Below are 12,064 nucleotides of genomic sequence, written 5' to 3' on the forward strand. Positions count from 1 at the left end.
CCCCCTATCCATCATCGATTCCTCTTCGATCACACTCTCGAGTCATTTTGGCAAGTGGGCGTTTGTCGACCAAGAAAAGAATCAGGTAAAGCTGCACCTGAGCCTGAGCACACAATGGCCGGATCTGGCGATTCCCAGTAAAGTCGTGTTGTCGACGGGAGCCGTGGCGGATAAAGAAGTTGCGATCGAACTGGTTACCGAGCAAGGAACAACGTACGTGATGGATCGCGGATACATCAACTACGCTCACTACAAGAAGTGGCTCGAAGCAGGGATCTTCTTTGTCGCTCGCGTTCAGAAGAACAGTAAAACTCAGATCTTGGAGACACGTGCACTCCCGGCAGAGGAAGCTCATTTGCGGCTGGATGCGGATGTCCTCATGGTTGTTCCGAACAAGCCTGATCAGACCATGAGGCTGCGTTTAGTGGAGTTCAAGGACGACAAAGGCCATACGTACCGCCTGATCACAAGCCGCTGGGACCTAACGGCACAGGAGATCGCGGATATCTATCGCGCCCGCTGGGACATCGAGTTATTTTTCAAATGGATGAAGCAGTACTTGCGACTCGCTAAACTGTACAGCAACAAGCCTTCTGCAGTATGGAACCAAATTTATATAGCACTCATCGCCCACGCCTTGTGTGTCTTGGTGAAGCTTCAAACGGGTACGAAACAAGGACTCTGCAAAGTGCTGAAGCTAATGCGTCAGTACATGGCCAAGAGTTGGGAGAAACTGCTTGACGCCTTGTTCCGGAAACCGACGAAGCCTTCAAAAGGCCGTCAGAAGAAGCCGAAACGAGGACGCTCAAGAAGCTCCCCAAAGAAGCACGTGGCGCAAAAGTTCGTGCTGACTAACGAATTCAACCAATAATTGATATATTGCCTAAAAATGGTAACCCCCTCGATCAATAGGCCATCGACTTTTTAGCCCATTTGCCGGAAGTAGCAAATGGGAAAATAAGTATCTAATAACTCGAAAAGAAATTTGTCCATTTTAATCCATTTGATGTTAGCTTCTTTGCAAAGCTAGTGGCAAAAGTGCAGGAATTCCCGCTCATAATGCGCCAAAGCTCAGGAATGAGCGAAAAAGCCTGCAGATTTGCAGGAATTTTCTGCTACAGGCGTGCCAACGAACAAAAAGATGTACTTTTGCAGGTTTTCTTGGCACGGTCAAGTGGCTGAGCTGCCGGTAGCGGCAAAACTATTCAACAAACTCGCTTTTGCAGATATTCTACCCCGGCGAAGAAGCTGCGCCAGACCAGTGGCCGAGCAATCGCGTGTCTCCGCCTGGCGAAGTGGCTGCGCCGGCGCAAGCGGCCGAGCATCGCGTGTCTCCGTCCGGCGAAGTGGCTGCGCCGGCGCAAGCGGCCGAGCAATCGCGTGTCTCCGTCCGGCGAAGTCGGCTGCGCTGGCGCAAGCGGCCGAGCAATCGCGGGCTTCCGTCCGGCGAAGTGGCTCCGCCAGCCCTGGCGGGTGGCCCGGGTCCATCTCCGGGGCATGACCGCCGCCGTGCGTCGGCACACGCGCCTGTCCGCCGCCCCGGGCCCTTCTCCGGAGTGTGACCGCCGCTATGCGTCGGCACACGCGCCCGCCCGCCGCCCCGGGTCCTTCTCCGGGGCATGACCGACGCCGTGCGTCGGCACACGCGCGCCGGGAAGCCGGGTTTTTTCATGAATTTGAGCAGAGACAGCGCTTGCATGAAAATGATACTATAGAGAGACAAATCACCGATGAAAGAGCTGATCTGCGATGAAAGCTTTCAGACCTTTTTTCAATTCGCTGCGTTTTAAGCTGCTTGGCGTTATTTTTATTATCGTCCCGCTTGTCGTTGTTTTGATTGTGCTGAACATTTATTCGGTCCGCGTTGTCCGCAGCGAAGTGGCTCAATCGAACAAAAATACGCTCAGCCTGTATGTCGGGCAGACCGACCAAAATTTGCAGCAGGTGGACAATTATTTGTACAATTTGTCTCAGTTGAATACGGATCTGCTCGATCTCGAAGTTTCGTCGTCCGCTTATGAAAACGATTACCTGAAAGCCAAGCTGCGCTTGTACAACTCGATTTCCAACGAAATCAGCTACTATAAATCGATCGACCTGTTTTTCATCTATTCCGAGGTCAATCAGGAGCTGATCTGGAATCAAAACTTCGGATCGAGCTATCAGGAGCGTGCGGACGTCAAGTCGGCGATTTTGCAGATGCTTCAGGGAGATACGTCGCAGTATGACAATACGCGCTGGTACTATTGGCGGTCCGGCCAGGCGTATTACTTGTTTCATCTGATCAAAACGGGCAACGTTTACGTCGGGGCGTGGGTGAACGCGGAGAAACTGCTATCGCCGTTGAGCATGATCGATTTCGGCAAATCCGGGGCGGTGCTGCTCGCGACGAATGGGCTTGAGCCGATGAATCACGCCGATCTGGTCAGGGAAAAAAACATCTTATTGAAACCGAATGCGAACCAGCCTTACTATTTATCGGGTGACAAAAATCAATATCTGGTCATGAGCCAGCCCTCCTCGTTAGGCGATTTTTCCATGGTTGCCTTAATTCCCGACGAGGTCATTTTGGAGAAGCTTCCTTTCGTGCAGCGCATCGCTTCGGTCATTTCCGTGGTGGCGAGCTGCTTCCTGGTTGGTTTTCTGTTTTTTATGCGAAAAGTGTTTCTGCTGCCGATCAACCGCATCGTCGTCGCCATGAGAAAGCTGCGCGACGGCAACCTGGAGTGGAGGCTGCAGCGGGAGGCGACCTCTACCGAGTTTGAAATGATGTACGATACGTTCAACCGGATGACGGAGGAAATTCAAGATTTGAAAATTCACGTGTACGAAGAAAAGCTGAATGCCCAACGGGAAGAGCTGAAACATTTGCAGCTGCAAATCAATCCGCATTTTTTTCTGAATTCGCTGAACATTATTTACAATCTGGCTACAGTGAAAGATTACGCCCTGATTCAGGAGATGAGCAAATGCCTGGTTGCCTATTTCCGCTTTATGTTCCGCAGCGGCTCCAATTTCGTGTCGCTCAGGGATGAGTTGAAGCATACGGAAAACTATTTGCGCATTCAGCAGCTCAGGTTCCCGGACAATTTGTCCTACCGGATAGAAGCCGAGGATGAGCTGCTGGCTTACGGCATTCCGCCGCTGGTCATCCAGACGATCGTCGAGAACTGCATCAAGCACGGAATGACGCTGGATGAGCCGATTTTTATCCGCATCAGCGTGGACAAGCCTGCCGATCAATCGGTCCCCTGCCTGCAAATCCGCATTCAGGATTCAGGGCAGGGCTTTCCGGCGGACAAGCTGCACACCTTGCGGACCAGCGAAGAACTGCTTGACGCGGAAGGCGGGCAGATCGGCCTGTGGAACGTGAAGCGGCGGCTGCGGCTTCTGTATCAGGCGCAGGCGCAGATTGATTTTGCCAACAGGCAGCCGCAAGGCGCTCAAGTGGAGCTGAGAATTCCGATAACTTCCTGAACTGAACATCGAGAGGAGTGGCAAGCGTGTATCATGCCCTTATTGTCGACGACGAAGCGCATGCCGTCAGAGGTCTTCAGGCCGGCGTAAAATGGGACAAGCTGAACATTTCGGCCGTGCATAAGGCGTTCAATATTCGCCAGGCGAAGGAAATTTTCGAGGAGCAGCCTATTCATATTTTGCTTTGCGATATCGAAATGCCGCAGGGCACGGGGCTTGAGCTGCTCGGCTGGGTCCGGCGGCATTTTCCGAACACGGAGACGGTATTTTTGACGTGCCATGCGGATTTTTCCTATGCCAAGCAGGCGCTTCAGTTGAACAGTTTCGACTATTTGCTCAAGCCGGTCGACTACTCAGAACTGGAAGATGTGATCGGCAGGGCGCTGGATAAGGTGGAAAAGGAGGAGGAGCTGCGCACTTTTGAAGCTACCTACAAGCATTACCTTCAGCTGTGGGAAGCCCATCAGCCGCTGCTGATGGAGCGCTTCTGGCACGATTTGATCGGCCAGACGATCCCTTCGACGCCGGAAAAAATCCGCGAGCATTTGGCGAAGCAAAACATCGCGCTTCCGGTCGATCAGCGGTTTTTGCCAATCTACATTCATGTTCAGCGCTGGCACAAGCCGCTTACGCAGCGGGAGCAGCGGATTATGGAATATGCCCTGAGAAACGTCGCCGAGGAGCAAATTTTGCGGCATGCCCGCAATTCCATGGTCATTTCCATGCAGGACGGAACTTTGCTGGCGGTTATTCCGGACGATACGGAAGCTTCGCCCGCTTATATCGTGCCGGAATGCGACCGCTTCATCGAGGCGTGCAATAAGTACTTTTACTGCGATCTGTGCTGCTACATCGGCGAACGGACGGCGCTGCCCGAGATGGTCGCGATGTTCGGCACGCTGAAAAAGCTGGACGCCGACAATGTGACGCTCGTCAATCAAACGCTCGTTCTCCGCAAACAGAACAAAACCGCCGGCCAGCCGCAGACGCCTCAGATGGACGAATGGGCGGAGCTGATGAAGCAGGGGGCGCGGGAGAAGCTGCTGGGCGAAGTGAAGCTGCATCTCGGTTCGTTAAGCCGGAACGTGAGCGGGATCGACGCCGGCTGGCTGCACGCTTTTTACCAGGATTTTATGCAGATGGTGTTCTTCGTTCTGCAGCTGAAAGGGCTGCCTGCGCATAAAGTGTTCGCCGGCAGCCTGCTGACGGAAAAGCCGGAGCGGGTCGTCCGTTCGCTGACCGCGCTGCAGGAGTGGGTACCTTATGTGATCGAGGTCGCGATGAATCACATTCAGTCGACTCACGAAAATTTGTCCGTCGTCGAGAAGGTCAAGCAGTTCATTGCCGAGCACATCGGCCAGCAGACGCTCAGCCGCGAGGATATTGCCAGCGCCGTGTTCCTGAACCCGGATTACTTGACGCGGGTGTTCAAGAAAGAGACGGGGCTTGCGATCTCGGAATATTTGCAGCAGCAGCGCATCGTTCTGGCCCAAAAATGGCTCGCGGCCGGCGACCGTCCGGTCAGCGACATTGCGCTGGCGGCGGGATATTCCAATCTTTCGTATTTTTCGACGATTTTCAAGAAAGCTACAGGCATGACTCCGGCCGATTACCGCAAGCAAATCCGGAAGTATTAAGCGCTTTCAAGCGCAGCCGTACAAGGCATCCCTTACATGCGCGCAGGGGATGTCTTTTTTTGCGGAAAAGTCGGAATAATGAAAGTAAAAGGTCGTTTTATTGGTGAGCGGCTGCCTATCCAATCTTCTACAATAGGACCATACAGACAAGAAAGAGAGGAACTCACCGTGAAACAGAGCGCAGCGAGAACAGCTTTGAAAACGTTTAAACGATATCGGGCCTTATTTTTAATGGTGGTGCCGGGGTTCATTTATTTGTTCATCAACAATTACATGCCCATGTTCGGAGTCATTATTGCCTTCAAAAATATTAATTACCGGAAAGGGATTCTGGGCAGTGACTGGATCGGGCTCAAAAACTTCGAGTACTTGTTCAAAACGTCCGATGCTTACATCATTACGAGAAACACGATTTTGTATAACGGCCTGTTCATCATTCTGAATCTGGTGCTGGCGATTGCGGTCGCGATTTTGCTGAATGAGATCAAAAACAAGCTGTTGTCGCGGTTTTACCAAAGCGTCGTGCTGCTGCCTTATTTGATCTCCATGGTCATCGTAGGCTATCTCGTTCTCTCGATGCTTAACGTGGACAACGGCTTTGTCAATCACCACATTTTGCCGTTGTTCGGCATCGATCCGATTTCCTGGTACGGCGAAGCCAAGTATTGGCCTTACATTTTGACGATCGTGAATATTTGGAAAAATGTCGGGTACTTGTGCATCATCTTCCTGGCCGCAATCGTCGGCATTGATCACGAATACTATGAAGCCGCCACGATCGACGGCGCGGGCAAATGGATGCAGATCCGCACGATTACGGTGCCGCTGCTGATGCCTACCATTACGATCATGAGCCTGCTCGGGATCGGGCGCATCTTTTATTCCGATTTCGGCCTCTTTTATCAAGTTCCACTCAATTCGGGGCCGCTTCAATCGACGACGGACGTCATCGATACGTATGTGTACCGTGGGTTGATGAACCTGGGCGATATCGGCATGTCCTCCGCCGCGGGGCTGTATCAATCGCTCGTCGGATTTATCCTGGTGCTTATTTCCAACTATGTCGTCAGCCGGCGCAACCGGGAACGAGCCTTATTTTAACAGAGAGGAGTCGGAACGAATGAAATCGAATCACATGAACCAATTTGCCGTCAACATCTTTTTTCTGCTCCTGACCTGTGCCAGCCTGTTTCCGTTTATCCTGCTCTTTATGGCGTCGATATCCGACGAAAAAGCGATCATTCAGCACGGGTATTCGCTGTGGCCCAGCAAGTTCAGCCTCGATGCCTACAAGTTTTTGCTGAACGATTCCAGCTCCATGCTCAGAGGATACGGCATCACCGTCTTTATTACCGTCATCGGAACGTTCGGGGGGCTGCTCATTTCGTCTCTGCTTGCGTATCCGCTTTCAAGGGAAGATATGCCGCTGCGCAAAATCATGTCCTTCCTCGTCTTTTTCACGATGCTGTTCAACGGAGGGCTCGTTTCCACCTATTTGATCTATACCGAAGTGTTCCATATCAAAAATACGATCTGGGCTTTGATCATTCCGGGCCTGCTGACGAACGGCTTCTACATCATGCTCATGCGGACGTTCTTCAGCACGTCGATTCCGGTACCGATTATTGAATCCGCCTACATGGACGGCGCTTCGGAATTCAAAATATTTTACCGCATCATTTTGCCGTTGTCCCTGCCGATTCTCGCTACCATCGGACTGATGCTGATGATCGCCTACTGGAACGACTGGTTTAACGGGTTGATCTTCGTCACCGACAGCAAGCTGTTCAGCTTGCAGAATATGCTCAACCGGATGCTGACGGACATTCAGTTTTTGCAGCAGACGAGTCTGGGGAGCAATCAATCTACGGCTACGGCCAAAATTCCGCTCGCTACGGTGCGCATGGCGATGGCTGTCATCGGCGTCGTCCCGATCATCTGCGCCTACCCGTTCTTTCAAAAGTATTTCGTCAAAGGGCTTACCATCGGTGCGGTAAAAGGCTGAATACTGCCGGACCACCAGTCCGGTTCGTATAAATCATACTATCTTAGGGGGAAATCCGATGTTGAAAAAATGGAAAACAGTAGCGGGAACGATGGCTGTCACGCTGACGGCGACGACTTTGCTTGCGGCTTGCGGCAGTTCATCCGGCTCGCAGGCCGATGCGGGTCAGGGCGGCAAGGCGAAAGACGACGGCAAGCCTTATGAAATATCGGTGGCGTTCATCAATTTCCAGAACATGCCGGATGCAGCGGCGGTTTCGGAGGAGATCAGCAAAATCACGAAGCAAAAAATCAACGCAACGGTGAAGCTGATTCCGATCGGCATTTCCGCCTGGACGCAGCAGACGAACCTGATGCTGGCCGGCAATGAGAAGCTGGACCTGATGGTCAGCTCGGCGGTTTTCAATTACGGCAGCCAGGTTGCCAAAGGGCAGCTGATTCCGCTTGACGACCTTCTGGAAAAATACGGCCAGGGCATCAAGAAGGTCGTGGAGCCGGACATTTTGAACGCGACGAAGGTGGACGGCAAAATTTACGGGGTTCCGAGCATGAGGGATTTGGCCGCGGATTACGGCATGGTGATGCGAAAAGATCTCGTCGACAAATATCACATCGATCTGAGCAAAGTGAAGACGTTCAGCGACCTGGAGCCGGTTTTAAAAACGATCAAGGACAACGAGCCCGGTATCGCCCCGCTCGTCCAGCAAAGTCAAGGGCAGTCGGGACAAACGATTTCGCAGGTGCCGACCGGCGCGACGTTCGACCCGCTAGGGGACTGGCTGGGCGGTCTGACCGATTCCGGCGGCAACCTGAAAGTCATCAACTTGTTCGAGACGAAGGAATATGCCGACACCTTGGCGCTCGTCCGCAAATGGTATCAAGCCGGATACGTCATGAAAGACATCGCCACTTCGCAGGAAACCGGTCCGAGCCTGGTGAAAGCCGGCAAAGCGTTCGGCTACGTAGCCAACATGAAGCCGGGCTTTGAAGTGCAGGAGTCGCGCAACTCCGCTGCTGAGCTGGTCGGCGTCAGGCTGACCAAGCCGTTCACCGCAACGTCCAACATCACGTCCTTCATGATGTCGATTACGAAAAACAGTGATAACCCGGAAAAAGCGATGGAGTTCATGAATTTGATGTATACGGATAAAGACATCGTGAACCTGATCGATAACGGAATTGAGAACAAGCATTACGTCAAAAAATCCGACATTCTGATCGCCAAGCCCGCGGGCGCAGGGGAATCCGGCTATATGCTGAACGAGTGGGAAGTCGGCAACAACTATTTATCCTACATCTGGGAAGGCGAAGATCCGAAAAACTGGGATAACATGCAGCAGTTCAACAAATCTTCGATCCGCTCCAAAGCGCTGGGCTTCACATTTAACGTTGATCCGGTCAAAACGGAAGTAGCCGCAGCGACGAACGTGCTCAGCCAATACCGCGTCGGCCTCGAAACGGGAACGCTCGATACGGCGATGCTGCAGGAATTCAACGCAAAGCTGAAATCGGCCGGTCTCGACAAAATTATCGCAGAAAAGCAAAAGCAGTTGGACGCCTGGGCGAAAGCAAACGGCAAATAACAGTCAGACGCGCGTACGCTTCTTTTTGAGGGGTACGCGTGTTTGTTAAAGCAGGATACGTGCGGTCTTCCAACGAATTTGTTGTTGAATATGCCGCGCGGCAGTTGGCGAACACAGGACGATTATGAAGCGCGAGGAGAGAAGAGCGAATGAACAAAGGCAAAGAAGAGGCGGTCATTCATTACATCACGAACCCGAACGGTCCGACGTTGGGGTACTCGGCTGCATCCGGGGTTCGAATTATCGAACAGGATGGATGCGCTTTCAAAGATTTGAATCAGGACGGCAAGCTGCACAAATATAAAGATTGGCGCTTATCGCCGGAAGAACGCGCGGCGGATCTGGCTTCCCGCATGTCCGTCGAGCAGATCGCCGGACTGATGCTGTACAGCAGCCACCAGGCGGTCCCGGCGTCTCTCGGCTGGTTTTCGGCTACATACGGGGATAAGCCGTATGAGGAAAGCGGCGCCCGGCCGCACGATCTTTCGGATCAGCAGGTTGAATTTTTGTCCCGCGACCACGTCAGGCATGTGCTCGTGACGATGCTGGAGAGCCCGGAGACGGCCGCCCGGTGGAACAACAACATCCAGGCTTATGCGGAAAGCGTCGGACTCGGCATTCCGGTGAACATCAGCTCGGACCCGCGGCACAGCGCGGACGCTTCCAAAGAGTTCAACGCCGGAGCGGGCGGCGCGATTTCGATGTGGCCCGAAGCTCTGGGCCTCGCCGCGACCTTCGACCCGGAGGCGGCGAAGCGGTTCGGCGAAGTCGCGGCCAAGGAGTACCGCGCGCTCGGCATCGCGACGGCGCTGTCTCCGCAGATCGACATCGCGACCGAGCCTCGGTGGAACCGCTTCGGGATGACGTTCGGGGAAGATCCGCTACTGTCGGCGGATATGGCCCGCGCCTACGTGGACGGCTTCCAGACTTCCGCCGGTGCGGCGGAAATCACCGGCGGCTGGGGCTACGACAGCGTCAATGCGATGGTGAAGCATTGGCCTGGCGGCGGCTCGGGCGAAGGCGGGCGGGACGCCCATTTCGGCTACGGCAAATTCGCCGTATATCCGGGGAACCATTTTGACCAGCATCTGATTCCGTTTACGGAAGGGGCATTCCGGCTGAACGGCCCGACGGGTCAGGCTTCCGCCGTCATGCCGTATTATACGATCTCGTACGGTCAGGATACCGTGAACGGGGAAAACGTCGGCAATTCCTACAATTCTTATATCATTAACGATTTGCTGCGCTCGCAGTACGGCTATGACGGGGTCGTTTGTACCGATTGGGCCATTACCGACGACGAAGGCGAGGATATCTCCAAGCTGTTCCCCGGCGGGCGGTGCTGGGGCGTAGAAGAGAACTATACGGTGGCGCAGCGCCACTACAAGCTGCTCATGGCGGGCGTGGACCAATTCGGTGGCAACAACGAGGCCGGGCCGATTCTCGAAGCGTATCGGATCGGCGCCCTTGAGCACGGCGAAGTGTGGATGCGCAAGCGGTTCGAGCAATCCGCGGTGCGGCTGCTCAAAAACATGTTCCGCCTCGGATTGTTCGAGAACCCTTACCTTCAGGCTGCGGAGACGGCTGCAACCGTGGGCAGCGCCGAATTTATGGCAGCCGGGTACGAAGCGCAGCTGAAATCGGTCGTGATGCTGAAAAACGAAATCGGCGCGCTTCCTTTGCAAAAGCATAAAAAAGTGTACATTCCCGAGCGGTACCGTCCGGCGTCCGTGAACTGGTTCGGCCAGCCGGTGCAGGAGGTGAAGGGCAGTCCGGTTAATTTGGAAGTCATCCGGCGGTATTTTGAAGTGACGGACGATCCCGGGGAAGCCGATTACGGGCTGGTGTTCATCGAGAGCCCGATTACGACAAGCGGCTACAGCACGGCCGATGCGGAAGCGGGAGGCAACGGATACGTGCCGATCAGCCTGCAGTATCGGCCGTATACGGCGGAATACGCCCGCGAAACGAGCCTTGCCGGCGATCCGCGCGATGTGCTGAACCGCAGCTACAAGGGCAAAACCGTCGAGGTTTTGAACGCTTCGGACCTTGACATGGTTTTGACGACAAGGGAACGGATGCAGGGCAAGCCCGTCATCGTCTCGCTCATGCTGTCCAATCCGACGGTGGTAGAGGAATTCGAACGCGAGGCCAGCGCGATTATCGCTCATTTCGGCGCGCAGGATCAGGCGCTTCTGGATATTTTGACCGGCGCGGCGGAGCCTTCCGCACTGCTGCCGATGCAGATGCCCGCCAATATGCGGACCGTCGAGGAGCAGCTTGAGGACGTGCCGCATGATATGGACGTTCATGTCGATGCGGCAGGCAACCGCTACGATTTCGGCTTCGGCCTGAACTGGAGCGGTGTCATTCAGGATGCCCGCACTTTGGCGTATGTTAAAATAAGGTGAAGGCAGTTTGCGCATGCGCAGTCTGATGCCAAATAGCACCCATGTTCCGGCAAAGCAGGTCTACGCCGGGAAGCTAATAAGCGGGTGTGATATACCATCATAAATAACCGTAAATCGTTATTGAAGATATGGTGGAAATGTTTACCCCGCCGATAAGTACATACGTGTCTAAAAAGCCGCGCGATGCGCGGTTTTTTATGTGAGTGAGGCTTGGCTTGTGGTGTCTGAAGAAAATAAAGTTTTCTTAGTGCTTTATGGCTCAAACTAAAAACTGCACAAAAAATAATTTGAATTTCTAAAATCTCTATGGTAAACTAACAACTGTTAGTCAATTACTAACGACCGGTAGTTAGTGGAGGGATGTATATGACAGCTCAAAAAATTATGAATGTCGCGCTTCGCCATTTTGCGCAAAATGGATATGAGGGCGCCTCGCTTGCAGATATTGCTACAGAAGTAGGGATCAAGAAACCGTCTATTTATAATCACTTTAAGGGCAAAGACGATCTATTCATGGCGGTATATCAAGATGCAGCGAAAAGAGAGCTTCAATTTGTTGAAACGTATCTGAAGCCTGACCGTCATGAGCAGCTGGAACAACAGCTTTTTGGCTTCTTATCCGGATATAAGGAGCGGTACGAGAAAGAGGAGGATACGAAGTTTTTTTTGCGGATGTCTTTTTTTTCTCCCGTCCATTTGCAGGAGCAATCGATGAAGCTTAGCTTGTCTTATATCGATCAAATGGCTGACCAAGCCAAAGTGCTTTTTCATTCCGCGCAGCAAGAAGGATTGATCCATGTAGACGTTACTATTGATCAGGCGACGGGCGCTTATATGGCGGTTCTGGACAGTTTATTTGTTGAAATGCTTTATGGTGATCACGACCACCTAATGAAACGACTTGAGGCTACATGGCATGTTTTTTGGCGGGGTGTAAGAAACATCTAGGGGA

8 protein-coding genes are annotated in these 12,064 nt (G+C 53.1%); all 8 read left to right on the forward strand.

Annotation, left to right across the window (positions count from 1 at the left end; genetic code table 11):
* On the forward strand, window positions 1-871 hold an 871-nt coding region (locus AC0LWT_RS28330; protein WP_474684645.1), incomplete at its 5' end, for an IS4 family transposase.
* A gap of 878 nt (window positions 872-1,749) precedes the next feature.
* Complete coding sequence (locus AC0LWT_RS28335) at window positions 1,750-3,477, forward strand: sensor histidine kinase (RefSeq protein ID WP_474684646.1); 1,728 nt, start codon at window positions 1,750-1,752, stop codon at window positions 3,475-3,477.
* 26 nt (window positions 3,478-3,503) lie between these two features.
* A complete protein-coding gene (locus AC0LWT_RS28340; protein ID WP_474684647.1) occupies window positions 3,504-5,114 on the forward strand; it encodes a response regulator transcription factor in 1,611 nt (536 codons plus the stop codon).
* Window positions 5,115-5,345: 231 nt separating this feature from the next.
* Window positions 5,346-6,215: an ABC transporter permease gene (locus tag AC0LWT_RS28345; protein ID WP_474684759.1), complete on the forward strand. Its 870-nt coding sequence runs from the start codon at window positions 5,346-5,348 to the stop codon at window positions 6,213-6,215.
* A 19-nt stretch (window positions 6,216-6,234) separates the two neighbouring features.
* Window positions 6,235-7,119 (forward strand): carbohydrate ABC transporter permease, encoded by an 885-nt coding sequence (locus tag AC0LWT_RS28350; RefSeq protein WP_474684648.1) that lies wholly within the window; start codon window positions 6,235-6,237, stop codon window positions 7,117-7,119.
* 58 nt (window positions 7,120-7,177) lie between these two features.
* Window positions 7,178-8,701 carry an ABC transporter substrate-binding protein gene (locus AC0LWT_RS28355; RefSeq protein ID WP_474684649.1) on the forward strand — a complete coding sequence of 508 codons (1,524 nt, stop codon included), beginning with the start codon at window positions 7,178-7,180 and terminating at the stop codon, window positions 8,699-8,701.
* A gap of 149 nt (window positions 8,702-8,850) precedes the next feature.
* Window positions 8,851-11,112 carry a glycoside hydrolase family 3 protein gene (locus AC0LWT_RS28360; RefSeq protein WP_474684650.1) on the forward strand — a complete coding sequence of 754 codons (2,262 nt, stop codon included), beginning with the start codon at window positions 8,851-8,853 and terminating at the stop codon, window positions 11,110-11,112.
* Between the two features lie 366 nt (window positions 11,113-11,478).
* Window positions 11,479-12,060, forward strand: coding sequence for a TetR/AcrR family transcriptional regulator (locus tag AC0LWT_RS28365; protein ID WP_474684651.1), 582 nt, complete (start codon window positions 11,479-11,481; stop codon window positions 12,058-12,060).
* The last annotated feature ends 4 nt before the right edge of the window (window positions 12,061-12,064 follow it).

Source organism: Paenibacillus sp. sgz302164, assembly GCF_056120505.1.

Bases quoted from the DNA above. Each gene is read 5' to 3' on its own strand.
- AC0LWT_RS28335 (WP_474684646.1), top strand. From the start codon at position 1,750: ATGAAAGCTTTCAGACCTTTTTTCAATTCGCTGCGTTTTAAGCTGCTT.
- AC0LWT_RS28345 (WP_474684759.1), top strand. From the start codon at position 5,346: ATGGTGGTGCCGGGGTTCATTTATTTGTTCATCAACAATTACATGCCC.
- AC0LWT_RS28350 (WP_474684648.1), top strand. From the start codon at position 6,235: ATGAAATCGAATCACATGAACCAATTTGCCGTCAACATCTTTTTTCTG.
- AC0LWT_RS28355 (WP_474684649.1), top strand. From the start codon at position 7,178: ATGTTGAAAAAATGGAAAACAGTAGCGGGAACGATGGCTGTCACGCTG.
- AC0LWT_RS28360 (WP_474684650.1), top strand. From the start codon at position 8,851: ATGAACAAAGGCAAAGAAGAGGCGGTCATTCATTACATCACGAACCCG.
- AC0LWT_RS28365 (WP_474684651.1), top strand. From the start codon at position 11,479: ATGACAGCTCAAAAAATTATGAATGTCGCGCTTCGCCATTTTGCGCAA.